Below are 16,248 nucleotides of genomic sequence, written 5' to 3'. Positions count from 1 at the left end.
GGGGGGGGGCGGGGGGGGGGCCCCCGATCCGGGTGACGACGTCAGTCGTCGTCCTGCTCGCCGTCGCCCTGGTCGTCCTCGTGGTCGTCGTGCCGGTGATCCTGCTGGTCGCCGTCGCGCTGGTCGTCCTGCTGGTCCGGGCGGTCGCCGTCCTGCTGGTCGCCGTCCTGCTGTTCCTGCTGCTGCTGCGATGGCGGGGCCGGGTCGTTGCAACCCGCGGTGACGGTGAGCGCGAGGAGCGCGCCCGCCGCGCCGCCGACGAGCTTGCCGACGCGGGAACGCATGATCGTGGAGTGAGCCATGACTCCGACATTAGGGAGCAATCCCCCAGCTGTCATCCGGTCGCTGCCCGTCCCCGCTGCGAGTCCGGGCGGGGGTCAGGTGTCGAGTTCGATGGTGGAGCCGTGGTCCCGCGACTTCCGGATCCGCAGCCGCACCCCGATCCGCTGGCGCATCTCGTCCACGTGCGAGACGAGCCCGATCACCCGGCCACCGGCGCGCAGCTCGTCGAGCGTGTCCATCACGAGATCGAGGGTGTTCGCGTCGAGCGTGCCGAAGCCCTCGTCGATGAACAGCGTGTCCAGCAGCGCCCCACCGGTCTCGGCGGCCACCACGTCGGCGAGGCCGAGCGCCAGCGACAGCGAGGCCATGAACGATTCGCCACCGGAGAGCGTCTTCGCCGAGCGGGTCTGCCCGGAGTAGTCGTCGAGCACGTCGAGCCCGAGCCCGCCCCGGGTGCCCCGCGCGCCCGCGGCGTCGGAGTGCACGAACGAGTAGCGGCCGTCGCTCATCCGCCGCAACCGCCGGGTCGCGGTGACCGCGACCTCCTCCAGCCGGGCGGCGAGCACGTAGGAGCGCAGGGACATCTTCCGCGCGTTCTGCCCACGCCCGTTGACGACGTCGGCGAGTGCTTCGAGTTCGGCGTGTTCGGCGAGCGCCGGGCCGAGCTCGTCCCAGGCCGCGCGCAGCCGGGTCGCGAGCCGCCGCACGTCCTGTTCGCGCTGTTCGACGCGTTGCGCGGTGATAGCGGCGCGTTCGGCGGCTTCGCGGGCGGTGGTGGCGGCTTCGGCGGCGGCGTCGAGCCCGACCTCGGTGTCGGCGTCGATGCCGAAGAGCTCTTCGCCGCCGAGCGTGGCCTGCGCGGTGGCGCGTCGCTGCTCGGCGCGGGTGAGGGCGTCGGCGAGCTCGGTGCGCCGGCTCTCGTCCCGTTCGGCGCGCAGCGCCTCGTCGACGTCGGCGAAGCCCGCGTCGACCGCCGCGGCCCGCAGGGCTTCGCGCTGCTTGGCGAGCCGGGCGTCCGCGTCGTCGCGGGCGGTGCGGGCGGCGACGAGGCGGTCGAGCCGTTCGACCTGGTCGAGCAGGTGCGCGCGGTGCGCGTCGATGTCGGGGTGCTCGCCGCGAGCGGCGTCCAGCCGGGCGGCACGGGCCTCGATCGCCTCAGCCAGGCCGGTGCGTTCGGTGCGCGCGGCGGCGATGCGCCGGTCCAGCTCGCCGCGCTGCTCGGTGAGCCGTTGCGCGGCGGATTCCAGTTCGGCGAGTTCCCGGCTGCGCGCCGGGGTCTGGTCGGCGAGCGCGCGCACCGCGTCGCGGCGTTCGGTGGCGGAGGTGGTCTCGGCGGCGAGGTCGTCGGTGCCGCGGTCGCCGAGGCGGTGCCGCAGCAGTTCGAGGTGCCTGCGCGCGTCGGTCTCCGCGGCGGCGGTGCTGTCGCGGCGGGCTTGGGCGCGTTGTTCGGCCTGCTGGGCGCGTTCCTCGTCCTCGGCGCCGACCGAGTCGTCCACGGCCGAGCGCGGTTCGGGGTGGTCGGCGGACCCGCACACCGGGCACGGCTCCCCCGCGGTGAGTCCGGCGGCGAGTTCGGCGGCCATCCCGGCGAGCCTGCGGTCGCGCAGGTCCAGCACGGTCTCGCGGGCGCGCTGGTGCTCGTCCACGGCGCGGCGGGCGGCTTCGGCGGCCTGTTCGTGGGCCTGCTGCGCGGCGGGCACGGCGCGGGCGGTGCCGAGCAGGTCGGCGAGTTCTTCGACCTTCGCCTCGACCTGGTCGCGGCGGGTGGCCGCTTCCTTGGCCTCGTCGAGCCGGGTGCGGGCGGTGCTGATGCGGTCGGGCAGCGCGGCCTGCTGCTCGTCGAGCTCGGCGGTGGCGCGTTCGTCGGCGTCGATCCCGCGGTCGAGCTCGGCGAGCCGGGCGCGGTCGGTGTCCTGCTTGCGGGCTTCGGGGAGCAGTTCGGCGAGCGCGCCCGCGCGTTCGCGGTGTTCGCCGGAACGCCTGCGCAGCTCGTCGAGCGGGGCGTCCGGGTCGGGGCAGCCCGTTTCGGCGTGCGCGGCTTCCCGGGCGGCCCGGTCGAGTTCGGTCTCGGCTTCGGTGACGGCACGGCGCGCGGTGAGCACCGGCAGCACCCGCTGGGCGGCGTCGAGTTCGGTGCGCCACCGCCGGTGTTCGGTCTGTTGCGCATCGAGTTCGGCGAGTTCGGCGTGGGCGCCGCGCACCCGGCGGACCTTGTCGGCGAGCTCGCGGCGGGCGGTGAGCTCCTGTTCCGCGGCGTCGCGGCGGGCGGCGAGTTCGACGTGCTGCCGCCGGGTCTCGTCGAGCTCGGCGGCGAGGTGCTTCTCCCAGCTCTCCAGCCAGTGCCGCTCGTCGGCGCCGTTCTCCGGGTCCTGCCCGACGACCTGGGCGGCGCGGGCGAGCAGTTCCCGCACCTGCTGCTGGTGTGCTTCGACGTCGCGGCCGCGTTCCCGGCGGTGCTCGACGAACCACCGCTCGACGTCGGCGAACCGCTGGGTGCCGAACAGCTTCTCCAGCAGCTTCTCGCGTTCGGTGGTCTCGGCGCGCAGGAAGTTCGCGAACTCGCCCTGCGGCAGCAGCACGACCTTCGTGAACTGGTCGACGCTCATCCCGAGCAACCGCTGCACGCTGCGGTTGACCTCGTCGATGCGGCTGGAACCTTCGGAGGCAGCGTCGCCGGGCGCGTCGCCGATCCAGATCAGCGAGGCCTTGGCGTTGCGGGTGGTGGTGCCTTCGCCGCGCTTCTTGCGCTGGTCGTACTTGGGGCTGCGCACGACGCGCAGCCGGTGACCCTGCACGGTCAGCTCCAGCTCGACCGAGGTGGCCACGTCGTCGGCGGCGGTGTCGCAGCGCAGCTGCTTGACCTGTTCGCGCGCGCCGGGCACCGCGCCGTAGAGGGCGAAGCAGATCGCGTCGAGCAGGCTGGTCTTGCCCGCGCCGGTGTCGCCGTGCAGCAGGAAGAGGCCGTCGGTGCCGAGCGCGTCGAAGTCGACGTCGACCCGGTCCCGGTAGGGCCCGAACGCGGTGATCGCGAGCTGGTGCAGCCTCATTCCCGCACCTCCGCGACCTGCACGGCGTGCAGCGCTTCGGCGAGCAGCGCGCGTTCGCCACCGGTGGGTTCGGATCCGCGGCAGTCGGCGACGAACCCTTCGGCGATGGTGGTGTCGTCCCGCCCGCGCACGGCCTCGGAGTAGCGCAGTTCCGCGGTGGCGCGGCCGTTCTCCGGCTGCCATTCGAGGTGGACCGCGTGCGGGAACCGCTCCTGCAGGGCGCGCATCGCGTCGACCGGCCGCACGTCGTCGGTGAGCGTGGCGGACAGGAAGCACTCCTCGAACTCGGCGTACTCGGGTTCGGCGAGCAGCGCGTCGAGCCGGCCGCGGACGGTCGCGAGCGCGCGCGGCACGGGCAGTTCGTGGCGGCGCACCTCGTGGAGCCCGTCGGCGTCGAGGTCGACGAGCCAGGCGGATTTCCGCTGCCGCGCCTCGGAGAACGAGTAGGCGAGCGGGCTCCCGGAGTAGCGCAGGTGCTCGGCGAGGGTCTGCGGCCCGTGCAGGTGCCCGAGCGCCACGTAGTCCACGCCGTCGAAGACCGAACCGGGCACGGTGTCGACACCGCCGACGGCGATGGGCCGTTCGGATTCGCTGGCGTCGCCGCCGACGACGAAGGCGTGCGCGAGCACCACGGACCGTGTTCCGGCGGGCCGGCCCGCGAGGTCGGCCCGGACGCGGTTCATCGCCTCGGCGAGCACCGGTTCGTGCCCACGGCCCTGGACCGGGGCCGCGCCGGGCACGTCGGGCAGCGAGTCGAGGACCTGGCGGGCCGGATCCGGTTCCAGGTAGGGGATCCCGTAGAACGCGACGGGCCCGTGCTCGTCGTCGAGCAGCACGGGTTCGTGCAGCCGGGAGATGCGGGTGCGCAGGTGCAGCCCACCCGCGGCGGCGAACTCGCCGAAGGCGCCGACGCGGGCGGCGGAGTCGTGGTTGCCGGGGGTGACGACGAGCCGCGCCCCGGCCGCGCGGAGCGCGCCGAACACGCGCACGCAGGTCTCCACGGCCTCGCCGGAGGGCACGGCGCGGTCGTAGAGGTCGCCGGAGACGACGACCACGTCGACGTCTTCGGCGGTGACCAGGTCGGCCAGTCCGGTGAGGACCGCTTCCTGCTCGGCGAGCAGGTCTCGGCCGTGAAACGTCCGCCCCACGTGCCAGTCGGAGGTGTGCAGCACCCGCATGGCGGTCAAGTTACCGAACGGCTCCGGCCTCGATCACGCTGCGTCGGGGGCCGTTGAGACGCTGCCGCGACATCGTCTTCGCAGGTGATCGACACCGCGGCGGACTCGCGGCGGGCCCGGCGGCGGTCCGGTGAGCCGCTGCGCCGACACGCGGACGGCGAGTCTGACGTGCGCTCCTGCCAGGGAGAACGCGGCCGATCGGGCCGATCCGGTGGCCCTCGCCCCGATCGGGACCGGATCACCGGCCGGATGCGGAATGATCAGGACCGTTCCCGGCCGAGAGGAGATCGCCATGGGCGTGCTGATCGCCGTCGTGATCGTGCTGGTGCTGCTGTTCGCGGCCGCGCTGGTGCTGATCTGGCGGCTCTACACCGACTCCGCGCACCGCGCCGACGAGGCGTTGCGCATGGTGGAGTCCGAACGCGCCCGCACCGTGGAGCAGCAGGCCGCGCTGCGCCGGTACGAGGTGGCGTTCGCGTCCATCACCGGGCGCGGCGAGCTCGGCGAGCAGGTCCTCGTCGAGACGGCGAAGTCGTTGGGGCTGCGGGAAGGCGTCCACTTCAGCGTGCAGACCGACCTGGCCGGTGGCGGCGCGGCGCGGCCGGACCTGGTGCTCGCCGTCGGCGGCGGCAGGCAGGTGCCGGTGGACGCGAAGGCGAGCCTCGCGGTGTGGGCGGAGGCGATGGAGACCGACGACCCACAGGAGCGCGGCGATGCGCTGCGGGTGCACGTGCGCAACATCCGCTCGCGGGCGACCGAGCTGTCCGGCAAGGGCTACCAGCGCTGGGCGGACGCGATCTACGGGACGATCATGTTCGTGCCCTCGGACGCGGCCGTGGTCACCGCGCTGGACACCGATCCGAGCCTGCTGTCCTGGCTGCTGGACAAGCGGGTCTTCCTGTGCGGCCCCACGGGTTTCGCGGTGCTGGCCTCGGCCGCGCTGTTCGCGGCGACCGAGCGCACCATCGCGGAGGACATCGAGCAGGTGCGCTCGCAGGCGGTGCGCGCGCAGCGGGCCGCGTCCGGCGCGGTGGAGGCGGTGAACCTGTCCAGCACCCACCTGCAGCGCTTCGTCTCCGCCCGCCGCCGCGAGCTGGACGCGCTGGAGTCGTTCCGCGGCGCGGTGCAGCCGCTCGCGGAGGGCGCGGGCGGTGCCGCCTCGATCGGCACGGTGCGCCGGGAGGAGGAGGGGCTGGTGGGCAGCGACCCGGCCGAGAACTGACCTCGGGTCAGACGTGAGCGGCGAGGAACTCGTCGATCGCGTCCACGATCATCGGCACGCTCGGGCCGGGGGTGAAGCCGTGGTCGAAGTCGTCGTAGGGGTGCAGCGACACGTCCACGCCGAGTTCGCGCAGCTCGGCCGCGAAGTTGAGGCTCTGCGCGATCGGCACCAGCGAATCCTTGGTGCCGTGCTGGATGAGGTACGGCGGCTCGGCGCCGGAGAGGTTGCGGATCGGGCTGGCGGCGGCCGCGTGCTGCGGGCATTCGCTCGGCATGCAGCCGAGGTACTTGCGCACCGTCCGGCGCGAGTAGTCGGACAGCTGCGGGGTCGCCAGCTCCGCTTCGGCGCTCAGGTCCGTCGGCCCGAACCAGTCGATCACCGCGCGGATGCCGGTGAGCCCGCCCCCGGGTTCGCCGGGGTCGTCGGTGATCGCGCCGAGCTGCGAGACGAGCAGCCCGCCGGCCGAGGCGCCCCACAGGACCACGCGGTCGGCGTCCAAGCTCCACGTGCCTGCACGCGACTGCAACCAGCGGACCGCATCCGCGACGTCCTCGACCTGCGCCGGGGCGGGGGCGAGATCGCTGAGCCGGTAGTCCACCGTGGCCACCGCGAAACCGCGGCTGATCATGCGCTCGGCCGCGAGCGATTCGGCGGCGCCGCCGACGGCGCGGTGCCCGTCGAGGCCACGGTCACCCGCGTCCCAGCCGCCGCCGTGCGCGTACACCACCAACGGGTGCGGTCCGGCACCTGCGGGCAGGAACAGGTCCAGCGCGAGCGGCCCGGACGCGCGCGTCGCGTACACCTGACCGGTGACGACCCGCGCCGCGCCGAGGTCGGCGGCGGCCGCTCCGATCAGCGTGCCGCTGCCGGAACCGGCGGAGACGGCGCAGCCGGCGGTCACGGCCAGCACCGCCGTTCCGGCCAGCACCGCTCGCCAGATCCGCCGCGCCGAGACCATGCCGCCCTCCCGGAACCGTTGGCTCCGTCCACCGGCGCCGACCGCTGAGGACCTTAACAAGGCCCTCACCCGTTCGGGTGGCACTAGTACCACCCGCAAGAAACCAGGACGAACAACCCGCCCGCGACCTCCCCCGACGCCCCATCGTCCTTCCTGTCAGCGGCGAAGCCGCTGAGCGGAGACCCAGCACGCAACGGGACCACCCGCGGGTTCTCAGCGGGATTCTCGCGAGGACAGCTTTTTCGCCTGTGGCGGAGCCACCGGTGAAAAAGATCCCGCAGCGAGAATCCCGCTGAGGTTCCGCCGCCCCACCCCCGATCAGCAGGGGGAGAAGCGATCAGTCGTCAGCGGCGTGCTGCTGACGAGCGAGGAAGTGCTGGATGTCCGCGGTGGCGCGGTAGAGCTCCAGGTAGTGCTGGTAGAAGGCGTCGTAGCGCTCGGTGCGCTCCGGGTCGGGCACGACGGTGCGGGCGACCGGGTTCCACTGCCGCTCGTCCACGGCGGTGCCGGTGGCGATCCCGGCCATCAGGGCGTCGCCGAACGCGGCGCCGACGGTCTCGCTGGGGATCTGCTGCTCCTGGCCGGAGATGTCGGAGACGATCTGCGTCCACAGCCCGCCCTGGGTGCCGCCACCGACGGCGACGAGCCGCCCGGCCCGGCCGCCCGCGGAGCTCATCGCTTCGAGGTTGTGCCGCACCCCGTAGCCGATGCCTTCCAGCGCTGCCCGGTACACCTCGGCCCGCCCGTGGCTGGTGGTGAGCCCGAGCAGCGCACCGCGCGCGTCCGGGTCGAAGATCGGCGTCCGCTCCCCCGCGAAGTACGGCAGCAGCAGCAGGCCGCGGCTGCCGGCGGGCGCGCCCGCGGCCTGCTCGACGAGTTCGGCGAAGTCGCCGTCGACGAGCCGCCGGATCCAGTCGGTGACCGCGCCGGAGGTCGCCATGCCCGCGGCGAGCGTGTAGGTGTCCGGGAAGACCCCGCAGGTCCCCCACAGCGCCGAATGCGGCCGCGGGTCGGTGAGCACCTGCACGAAGAACATGGTGGTGCCGTACATCAGCATCACGTCGCCGGGTTCGCGCACGCCGGCGCTGGTGGCCTCGGCCCAGGCGTCGATGGTGCCGGTGGTGACGGGGAGCCCTTCGGGCAGCCCGGTCTCGGCGGCGGCGTGCGCTCCGACGCGGCCGACGACCTCGGTGGGCCAGGCGAGTTCGGGCAGCGGCAAGTCCGGGGCGACGCGCTGCGCCCAGTCCTTCGACCAGTCGCGGGCCCGCAGGTCGTAGAGCGGGTCGCACTGGCTGGCGGAGTGGTGGTCGAGCACGTAGCGCCCGGTGAGCCGGTGCACCAGGTACGAGCTGCACATGAGCAGCTTCTCGGTGCGCGCGTACACCTCGGGTTCGTTCTTCGCGAGCCACCGGATCTTCGGCCCGACGGCCTGGCTGGTCAGCGCGGAGCCGCCGCGGCGCAGGATCTCGTCGGCGCCGAACCCCTCGGTGAGCTCGGCGATCTCGGTGGTGGCGCGGGTGTCGACGCCGTAGAGGATCGCGGGCCGCAGCGGGTTGCCGTCGCCGTCGGCGGGCAGCAGCACCGGTCCGATGCCGCTGACGCCGAGTCCTTCGATCGTGCGTCCCTCGGCGGCGGGCAGCAGGTCCCGCACGATGGCGGTGAAGTCGTTCCACCACACCGATTCCGCGTCGTGCTCGACCCAGCCCGGGTGCGGGTAGGAGGTGTCGTGCGGCTTGGTCGACCTGGCCACGATCCGCCCGTCGGTGGTGACCAGGACCCCCTTGGAACTCGACGTTCCGATGTCGATCCCGATCAGCACGCCCTCAGCCATCGCCTGTTCCTCCCGCTCGTCCGGTGTTCCCCGCGGCATCGTAAAGACCCGCCGCCCGGGCGATCCGCACTCCTGTCCGATTCGGGCACGCGCGCGGCCCGCTGGGCCATCGGCGGGAGCCCGGTTCCCGCCGATGGCCGCTGGACCAACGCACTGACCTGCGCTTCGATGCGGGACGCGCGCGTGTTTGTTTCGGCCCGTTCCGGCTTGTTCGATCCGGTGCGCCGCTCAGCCGCGGGTCCACTCGTCGAGGCGGACGCCGAGCTGGCCGGCGACGGCGCGGAGCGCGGCGCGGTGGTCGCCCGGCACGGCGTGCACGTGGTTGGCGCCGAACCTGGACAGGAACACCTCGCCGGGCGCGTCGAGCCGGGCGAACGCGTGCGGCCACTCCGGGGTGGACTGCTCGACGAGAGCGCGGTTGGTGTCCTCGTCGTAGTTCTCGAACTCGCCGAGCATCAGCTGCAGCCGGTACTCCCCCGCTTCTCTGGTGAGCCTGCCGAGGGTCATCTGCCCGGGCGCGGCGATGTGCTGCACGGAGGCGCCGCCCGCGGGGAAGAAGAACACCTCCGGGTAGAAGTTGACCTTGGCGAGGTTCTCGGCCGGGTCGTCGCTGCGCACCGCGTACCAGGTGGCGTGCTGGCCGGAGTTGCACAGGTCCCAGATGTCGCGGTCCGCGTGGTAGTGCCGCACGTCCGCGAACAGCACCGGGGTGCGGGCGACCTGCTTGAACAGCTGCATGGTGAGCGCGCCGTCCATGTCGGCTTCGGTGGCGCAGACGTGGGTGTCCTTGGGGCCGTTCCAGTCGTAGGGGTCGTTGAGGAAGGCCTCGGTGACGTCCATGGTGGCGAAGTTCTCGGTGAGTTCCGGCTGGCCCTTGATGCCGGAGAAGTCGAGGTGCCGCTCGGCGATGATCTCGCAGACGGCGATGTAGGAGCGGATCTGGCGTTCCAGCAGTTCGGGGGTGAGCTTCGCGCCGTCGTAGTGCACCCCGGCGGCGTGCCGCTCGATCCACTCGCGGGCCTTGCGGGCTTCGGCCGCGTCGGCCTTCTCGGCGCGCAGCACGAGTTCGTACTGGTCGATCTCCTCGACGTCGATGCCGAACTGCCGCTGCCACTGGTCGGTGTTGGCCACGGCGGTGTTCATGCCCATGGGCCGGCCACCGAAGCGACCGAAGGTGGAGCCGCGCAGCGAGGCGACGGCCGCGGCGGCGGTGGCCTGGACTCCGATGGTGGCGGCGAGCTCGGGGTCGTCGGGAGCGCCCCAGGCGCGGGTGTGCTCGCGCCCGATCTGGTCGAGCGCGCCGCCCGCGGCGAGCATGCCGACGAGGCCCGGTTCGGTGGGGTCGGTACTGGCGACGAGCACCAGCGGGCTGCGGGTGGCGTCGGCGGCGAGCATCGTGAAGTGCGGGAACGACCAGACCGCGTAGTAGAGGACGGTGACGTCCACGTCGGCGGCCGCGACCTCGCGGGCCACGGAGCTGGCGAGCACGTTGTCGGCGACGAGTTCTCGACCGGCGACGACGTCGTGCCCGGCCGCGGTGAGCGCGGCGACGAGACCGTCCTGCTTGAGCCGGATGAAGTCGGCGTTGCGCGCGTGCACGTGATCACGACCGTCGGAGATGGAGATGACACCGATGCGGGCCACGGGGCCTCCCGGGTTCTCGGAACGTGCTGGGTCCGGACTCGCCGCCGTCCCGGGTTCGGAACGCCGGCTCCTCGACTTGCACCGCTCCCGGCAGGTCGCTCCGGGTCCGCCTGCGCTGGGGTTCCGCGCCTGCCGCCTGCACCCGAGTTCGTGCATCGTTGACCGACCGGGTTATGAGCAATCGATTTCTCGGAAGTTATTCTGGCCTCGTCGGAACTGTCAAGGAATCCGCGCCGCGACCACGCGGCCAGCCGACAGCAGGAGGTCCGGTGGCGACGATCAGTGATGTGGCGGCCAGGGCCGGGGTCTCCACCGCGACGGTGTCGCGGGCGCTGAACGGCAAGAGCACGGTGGATCCGGCGCTGGCGGCGCGGGTGGTGGCCGCGGCGGACGAGCTGGGCTACCGGCCGAACGGCCCGGCCCGGAACCTGCGCAAGCAGGAGACCGCGGTGCTCGCGCTGATCATCTCGGACGTCGAGAACCCCTTCTTCACCGCGATCTCGCGCGGCGTGGAGGACGTGGCGCACGCCGCCGGGTATTCGGTGGTGCTGTGCAATTCCGACGACGATCCGGCGAAGGAACGCGAATACCTGGACGTGGCGTTGCAGGAACGCGTCGCCGGGGTGCTGCTGTCCCCCACCGGCCGGGAGGAGAGCGCCGCGCTGCTGCGGGCGCACGCGGTCCCGGTGGTCGCGCTGGACCGGCCGCTGCCGGGTGGCGGGGACACGGTGCTGGTGGACAGCGGTGGTGCGGCGCGGAGCGCCACGCTGCACCTGGCCGACCAGGGCTACCGCCGCATCGGCTGCTTGACCGGTCCGAGCGGGATGCCGACGGCCGACGCGCGGCTGGCCGGTTACCGGGACGGCCTGCGCACGGCGGGGCTCGCGGACGCGGGCCTGGTGCGGCACACCGAGTTCCGCGCGGCGGGCGCCCGGCGCGCGGCGCGGCAGCTGATGGACCGGCCGGAGCCGCCGGATGCGCTGCTGGTCGCGAACAACGCGATGGCGGTGGGCGTGCTGGAGACCTTGGGCGAACTGGGCCTGCGGCCCGGCCGCGACGTCGGCGTGATCGCGTTCGACGACGCGCCGTGGGCGACGCTGCTGGACCCGCCGTTGAGCGTGGTCGCGCAGCCCGCCTACGACATGGGTGCGCTGGGTGCGCAGCTGCTGCTGCGCCGCATCGGGGGTGACGTCGGTGAGCCGGCGACGCGCACGTTGTCGGCCCACCTCGTCGCGCGGGGCAGCACCGCCCGCCGGTGAGTCACCGGGCGGCGGGCAGTGCCACCAGCCGCGCCATCTCTTCGATCTTGGCGGTCAGCTTGCGCCGGTCGGCGGGCGCGACGGTGAACCACTGGCGCCCGTCACCGCCTTCCCGCTTCTGCGTCAGGTAGCAGCCGTCGGCCCCGGTGAAGAACGACACCGAGAACGGTGGCCGGTGCGTGCGCCCGACCCGGCGGTCGTGGCTGCGCGCGGTGAACACCCCGTCCAGTTCGCGTTCCGCGGTGAGCACCGACGCCAGCACCCGCGCGTCGGCGCTCTTCACCCCGGCGCCGGTGAGCGCGCTGAGCAGGCTGCCGGTGGGGTTGCGGCGCATCCGCGCGGTCGCGCCGTCGAGCACTTCGACCGGCACGCTGGCCGTGCCGCCACCACCCGAGGAGGGCGCGCCGATCAGTTCGACCGCGTTGCCGGCGGGGCCGCCGTACTCGTGCCTGCTGAGCACGATGTCCTGCAGGTCGTCGTTGTTCTCACCGTCGGCCTGGTACGCGCGCACCGTGGCGCGGCCGTGCTCGACGCAGACCGCGTTGAACGAGGTGCCGCGCTTGGCGTGCACCGCCACCCCGACCGCCAGCGGCGGCCGGGACAGCAGTTGCCACGCGTCGTCCAGGAACGGGTGCAGCTCGTCCCGTTCCAAGTACCCGCGTCGGGCCAGGTCCTGCCTGCCGAGTTCGGCGGCGCGAGCCAGCTCGTCACGGGTGGGTTCGCCCGCCAGCCTGCCCACCCGCAGCAGCGGGTGGACGTGGCTGTCGAACCGCTCGCACAGGTAGGCGGCGGCCAACGGGCTGATCGACATCCTGCCTCGTGCCATCAGCGGTCCTGGTTCTCCCAGTCGCCGAAGACCGGCGGGGCCACCGCCCGCATGTCGTTGGTGAACACGTCTTCCTCCTCGATGAGCCAGCTCGGCCGCTCGTGCTCGGCGTCCTCGCCCTGCTGAGCACCGCGCTGCCCACCGCCCACGCCGCCCGGCGCGCCCGCACCGCCGCGAGCACCGGCCGCACCGGCGCCACCGGACGCGGACGTCCCGCCACCGGCACCGCCCAGGCCACCGATCCCGGCGCGACCACCGGCGCCCGTGCCCGAACCGGCACCAGCACCGGCGCCGAGGCCGCCCATGCGGCCCCCGGAACCACCAGCACCGACGCCACCGCGACCACCCGCGGCGCCACCAGGACCACCGCCCGGTGCCGGAGCCCAGCGACCGTTGTACGGGTTCTGCCGCTCCCACGCCCCGGTCTGGGGGTTCTGCCGGTACAACGTGCCGTCCGGACCGCGCACCACGCCCGGTGCCAGCCCGCCGCCCGGCTGCGGCGACGGAGCCCACGCGGAACCGGACCCGGCCGGAACCCCACCGGAGTTCCCGGTGCCCAGCGACGGAGCCCCACCACCCGGAGTCGGCGACGACGCCCACGACGACGAAGTCCCCGCCGGAACCCCACCACCGTGCGAAGACACGCTGCTGAACTGCGAATTCCCCATCGCATCCCGCGCGGAAGGCGTCGTCGCGCCGGGGGCGGGGGAGTTCGACTCCTCCCCGGGCATGGGCTGGAACTCGGGGACCGAGTTGAGGTTGGTCTCGGTCTCCCGCTGGTAGCGCTCCTTGATCTCGAGCGCGCGATCGTTGGTGAGCTGGAAGTCCTCCATCCGCTCCTCGTAGTCGCTCGCCCAGCCGAGGATCCAGGTGTCGTCCCAACCGCCTTCCTCGACCCAGCCCTTCTGCGGCGGGTCGAGCTGCACCTCACGCCCGTTGTTGAGGGTCTCGCCCTTGCCCGGGATTTCGTGGAAGGTCGAGGTCTGCGTGGTGGCCTGGTTCTCCAGCGCCTTGCTCACGGCACCGGCGGTCTCCGCGGCCGCCCGCGCGTGCGGCGCGATCTCGTTGATCGACGCCTGCGCGGCATCGGCGGCGCGACCTTCGTGCGCGGTCTCGGCCTTACGGAGCGCGGACTCCACGTCCGTCGCCAGCTGCTCGAACTTCTTCCGGGCCGTATCCCACGCCGCACTACCGTGGTTCAACGCGCTCGGCAGCGAACCGGCTTCAGGAGAACCACCCATGTCCGCGCGCAGCTGCTTCGCCATACCCGCGAAGCACATGCCGGGACCTGAATCAAGAGAAACCACTTCAACCCCCTCTATTTGGCCGCAGGCAGTGTCGGAACCGAAGCCTCTAGCGCGCTCTTCGCCAGGGGGCACGGGTCGTACGGCTTCTCAGCCTTGGTGAAGTCAATCGCCACTGCCGAAACTACTTGATCGTCCTTCGTCCCGAGGAAAATCCCGCAGCTGCCCCCTTCCGGGGAACTCACGTTCGCCTGCACAGCAGGATGCCCCGCGATGACCATCTCAGAAAAATCGACATAACTATCAGAGTTATCTCGATACTGCTGGATAGACCGCCCCGGAAAAACTGTCACAGCCAGCGACTTTTTTCCATCATCGGATTCCCAGGTGCAATTGTCCGGCATACTGGGATCAAGTTCGTTCGGCTTAACTTTTCCATCCGGAGATAGCCCCAGAGCCTGGATATCTTCCGACTTCAACAAGCTGCACTGCTGCACAGAAGCCGCATCGCGCGGGTCGTTGATCTCCGATGTCGGCCGGGAATCCGATCCGGGCGCCTCGCCGCCGCTTGACCCCCCAACAGCGCACCCAGAAGCCAGAAAAGCCGCGAACACGGCGACACCGAAACGAAACGAAAGTGCCATATCTAGACTACGACCGCCTATCGATCTTGTCCGCATCCACCGAGGCATTGTCGTCAGCAAGGCGATACTCATCCAACGTTGCCCGGTAAGATTCAATCTTAGCCGTAAGCTTTTGGGTAATTTCTTCAGCAGCAGCTTGCAGAGAAAACTCGGCCCCACCGGCTCGCTCGCGGAATAGTTCACGAGCCTCTGAGGTTACCGAATCTTTCGCGGTCAGCTCACCCGGCGTCGCCGCATGCGCCGCATTCACCAAGCCAGCCGCCCGTTCCCGCGCATCCTCGAGTTCTCGGATGGCCGCCTCGAGCGCCTCTGGGTCTATCCTGAACCCGGTCATGCTTCCTCCCCTGGCATGTCCACGCGTCAGCTGAGCATGGTGCACGCCCGCCCCTCCCCGCGTGCGGGAACCTACTCAACCACCTGTATGACGATCAACACAGTAGCGGGTGACGCTCCTCGCGCACTCGCCACCCGATCGGCCCATCCTCTTTCCCGGAAACGAATAGACCGAAGCGCTGACCTGCACCAACACTCGACCAGTCAGCCGACCAGCCCGACTCCCCATTCCAGCCACCCGGCTCACCCGCGTCGCGTCGACCCGCCACCTGCAGTCGAGACCACATCCACCACCGCAAGGGACCGGACAAGCAAAATCGATCAGCAACAGCGGTTCCAGCAGCGCCGAGAAGCAGAGCGCTCCGTCATGAACGAGATTCTGGCCGCAGGCATTGGAACATCTGAACGCAACAAACCAGCGCCATGACCATGGGAACAGCCGCGATCGCCAGATAGAACGAGATGGTCGCGTCCAACTCGTCCGCGCGGTCCGCTGAAACGAACACCAAGAAGAACAGGCTGAACGCGTTCACGCACGCGGTGCCGACGCACAGCACCACGGCCTGCCGAAGGAGCGGCCGGACACCCGCGATGTCGACGGCTCCCCGCTTGAAGTACGACTGGCTGAGCACCGAGCACAATCCCAACAACCAGCAGAACAGCGCCGCCGTCCCGGTCAGGAGCAAACCTGACCAGGAGAACGGATCGTCGCTGATGGGCAGGAAGTACATCCACAACGCCTCGACCACCGCCACGACCGGGGACGCGATCAACAGCACCAGTCCCGTCAGCAGCAAGCGCACCTTGCGAGCGCGCTCCCACTCAGGCGCCACCGGAACGAGGTTCGGCCGAGGTGGGGGGCCGGTAGGAATCGGAATCATCGAGCCTCCCCATTCGACGGGTCCCGATCGCTGACGCCGCCATCGCTCAGGTCGACCCCGTTGTCCGGCTTCGCCCAGCTGTCCCCGATCCCGTCGACCGCACTGCGGAGAACCTCGATCTGGGAGTTGATCGGCTCCCGCGCGCAAGCGTGCAGCGACCGGCTCTCGTGTCCTCGGTTCACCATCGGATCCTCTGAACGACCGTTGTCCATGCGGCGCCGCACATCGCCGCGGGCAAGATCGTCGCGAGGAAGCACAGCGCGGTCGCCACGCCTGGTGCAGCTCCGTCGCGTGCTGCCGACGCTGCCCCCAGCGCCAAGACGGCCGCTCCGAGCACTCCACCGATCACGGAGAAGATCCACACAACCAGCGACGAGCGCCACAACCCTTGGGCCGCGGTGAGGTTGAGCCAACCGTTCTTGATGTACGACACCCCGAGCAGGCACAGCACGCCCATCGCGAAGGAGAAGAACACGGACACGGCGAGGAATCCCACCCACATGATCTCGGCTACACCACCCATGTCCGGGAGCGAGAACACCAGCGGAATTCCCGCCCCTGCGACCGCCAACGACACGAGCACCAGCACCGATCCGGTCAAGCCGAGCTGCCGCCGCCGCTTCCGCGACCACTCGATCGACACCGGAACGTACTGCGGAGGTGGTTGGGGGACCGGAATCGGGATCATCGCCGCACTTCCCAGTTCGACCCGTCGCCATCACTGACACTGCCGTCACCCGGCGCCGTTTCGGCCCGCACCGCTCTCCGCGGCCGCGGAAGTTCCGCCGGCCGACACTCGTCCTCGATCGTTCACAGGCCGGAACCACACCTAGACCACGTCATTCCGCGCCCGGGTTCGGACAGGATCGGGTGGACGCGGTCCGCCGCTGCGGGAGTTC

The 16,248-nt window shown here is 71.5% G+C and carries 14 protein-coding genes; 2 read left to right on the top strand and 12 right to left on the bottom strand.

The annotated features are described in order from the left end of the window. Window positions 1-41 precede the first annotated feature (41 nt). The 3 genes from LCD35_RS03650 to LCD35_RS03640 all read right to left on the bottom strand — a co-directional run bounded on the left by LCD35_RS03650 (window position 42) and on the right by LCD35_RS03640 (window position 4,507). A complete protein-coding gene (locus LCD35_RS03650) occupies window positions 42-302 on the bottom strand; it encodes a hypothetical protein (protein WP_224956084.1) in 261 nt (86 codons plus the stop codon). A 75-nt stretch (window positions 303-377) separates the two neighbouring features. Further along, on the bottom strand, window positions 378-3,329 hold the full coding sequence (locus LCD35_RS03645; RefSeq protein WP_225043702.1) for an AAA family ATPase: 2,952 nt from the start codon (window positions 3,327-3,329) through the stop codon (window positions 378-380). Then, window positions 3,326-4,507 (bottom strand): exonuclease SbcCD subunit D, encoded by a 1,182-nt coding sequence (locus LCD35_RS03640; RefSeq protein ID WP_224956086.1) that lies wholly within the window; start codon window positions 4,505-4,507, stop codon window positions 3,326-3,328. The genes LCD35_RS03645 and LCD35_RS03640 overlap by 4 nt, the downstream gene beginning before the upstream one ends. Before the next feature lie 292 nt (window positions 4,508-4,799). Here LCD35_RS03640 and LCD35_RS03635 point away from each other — a divergent pair, with 292 nt between their 5' ends. Further along, entirely contained in the window at window positions 4,800-5,729 is a 930-nt protein-coding gene (locus LCD35_RS03635) for a DNA recombination protein RmuC (RefSeq protein ID WP_224956087.1), read from the top strand. Window positions 5,730-5,736: 7 nt separating this feature from the next. On the opposite strand, the gene LCD35_RS03630 is transcribed toward LCD35_RS03635, so the two are convergent. From LCD35_RS03630 to LCD35_RS03620, 3 genes are all read right to left on the bottom strand, one after another. Continuing rightward, window positions 5,737-6,687, bottom strand: coding sequence for an alpha/beta hydrolase (locus LCD35_RS03630; protein ID WP_224956088.1), 951 nt, complete (start codon window positions 6,685-6,687; stop codon window positions 5,737-5,739). A gap of 337 nt (window positions 6,688-7,024) precedes the next feature. Next, the gene (locus LCD35_RS03625) at window positions 7,025-8,518 is read right to left on the bottom strand and encodes an FGGY-family carbohydrate kinase (RefSeq protein WP_225043701.1); all 1,494 of its coding nucleotides are present in this window, start codon (window positions 8,516-8,518) and stop codon (window positions 7,025-7,027) included. A 228-nt stretch (window positions 8,519-8,746) separates the two neighbouring features. Then, window positions 8,747-10,162: an L-fucose/L-arabinose isomerase family protein gene (locus tag LCD35_RS03620; RefSeq protein ID WP_225043700.1), complete on the bottom strand. Its 1,416-nt coding sequence runs from the start codon at window positions 10,160-10,162 to the stop codon at window positions 8,747-8,749. Between the two features lie 269 nt (window positions 10,163-10,431). Between LCD35_RS03620 and LCD35_RS03615 the strand changes: the two genes are divergently transcribed. Continuing rightward, window positions 10,432-11,421, top strand: coding sequence for a LacI family DNA-binding transcriptional regulator (locus LCD35_RS03615; RefSeq protein ID WP_224960761.1), 990 nt, complete (start codon window positions 10,432-10,434; stop codon window positions 11,419-11,421). A 1-nt stretch (window position 11,422) separates the two neighbouring features. On the opposite strand, the gene LCD35_RS03610 is transcribed toward LCD35_RS03615, so the two are convergent. The 6 genes from LCD35_RS03610 to LCD35_RS03585 all read right to left on the bottom strand — a co-directional run bounded on the left by LCD35_RS03610 (window position 11,423) and on the right by LCD35_RS03585 (window position 15,992). Beyond that, window positions 11,423-12,247 (bottom strand): ESX secretion-associated protein EspG, encoded by an 825-nt coding sequence (locus tag LCD35_RS03610; protein WP_225043699.1) that lies wholly within the window; start codon window positions 12,245-12,247, stop codon window positions 11,423-11,425. Then, entirely contained in the window at window positions 12,247-13,527 is a 1,281-nt protein-coding gene (locus LCD35_RS03605; RefSeq protein ID WP_224960757.1) for a hypothetical protein, read from the bottom strand. The genes LCD35_RS03610 and LCD35_RS03605 overlap by 1 nt, the downstream gene beginning before the upstream one ends. Window positions 13,528-13,565: 38 nt before the next feature. Continuing rightward, window positions 13,566-14,135: a DUF3558 domain-containing protein gene (locus LCD35_RS03600; RefSeq protein WP_225043698.1), complete on the bottom strand. Its 570-nt coding sequence runs from the start codon at window positions 14,133-14,135 to the stop codon at window positions 13,566-13,568. Between the two features lie 7 nt (window positions 14,136-14,142). Beyond that, window positions 14,143-14,469: a hypothetical protein gene (locus tag LCD35_RS03595; RefSeq protein ID WP_224960753.1), complete on the bottom strand. Its 327-nt coding sequence runs from the start codon at window positions 14,467-14,469 to the stop codon at window positions 14,143-14,145. A 364-nt stretch (window positions 14,470-14,833) separates the two neighbouring features. Beyond that, a complete protein-coding gene (locus LCD35_RS03590) occupies window positions 14,834-15,301 on the bottom strand; it encodes a hypothetical protein (RefSeq protein WP_225043697.1) in 468 nt (155 codons plus the stop codon). Between the two features lie 226 nt (window positions 15,302-15,527). Continuing rightward, a complete protein-coding gene (locus LCD35_RS03585) occupies window positions 15,528-15,992 on the bottom strand; it encodes a hypothetical protein (RefSeq protein ID WP_224960748.1) in 465 nt (154 codons plus the stop codon). Window positions 15,993-16,248: the final 256 nt, after the last annotated feature.

Source organism: Saccharopolyspora sp. 6V, from assembly GCF_020176785.1.
GTDB classification, from domain to species: Bacteria; Actinomycetota; Actinomycetes; order Mycobacteriales; family Pseudonocardiaceae; genus Saccharopolyspora_C; species Saccharopolyspora_C gregorii.
Note: the sequence above shows the minus strand (reverse complement) of the source record. Positions and strands in the feature narration are given on the sequence as shown.

Coding starts and splice junctions, on each gene's coding strand:
- LCD35_RS03600 (WP_225043698.1), bottom strand. CDS start 14,135: ATGGCACTTTCGTTTCGTTTCGGTGTCGCCGTGTTCGCGGCTTTTCTG.
- LCD35_RS03595 (WP_224960753.1), bottom strand. CDS start 14,469: ATGACCGGGTTCAGGATAGACCCAGAGGCGCTCGAGGCGGCCATCCGA.
- LCD35_RS03640 (WP_224956086.1), bottom strand. CDS start 4,507: ATGCGGGTGCTGCACACCTCCGACTGGCACGTGGGGCGGACGTTTCAC.
- LCD35_RS03645 (WP_225043702.1), bottom strand. CDS start 3,329: ATGAGGCTGCACCAGCTCGCGATCACCGCGTTCGGGCCCTACCGGGAC.
- LCD35_RS03630 (WP_224956088.1), bottom strand. CDS start 6,687: ATGGTCTCGGCGCGGCGGATCTGGCGAGCGGTGCTGGCCGGAACGGCG.
- LCD35_RS03650 (WP_224956084.1), bottom strand. CDS start 302: ATGGCTCACTCCACGATCATGCGTTCCCGCGTCGGCAAGCTCGTCGGC.
- LCD35_RS03635 (WP_224956087.1), top strand. CDS start 4,800: ATGGGCGTGCTGATCGCCGTCGTGATCGTGCTGGTGCTGCTGTTCGCG.
- LCD35_RS03625 (WP_225043701.1), bottom strand. CDS start 8,518: ATGGCTGAGGGCGTGCTGATCGGGATCGACATCGGAACGTCGAGTTCC.
- LCD35_RS03605 (WP_224960757.1), bottom strand. CDS start 13,527: ATGTGCTTCGCGGGTATGGCGAAGCAGCTGCGCGCGGACATGGGTGGT.
- LCD35_RS03610 (WP_225043699.1), bottom strand. CDS start 12,247: ATGGCACGAGGCAGGATGTCGATCAGCCCGTTGGCCGCCGCCTACCTG.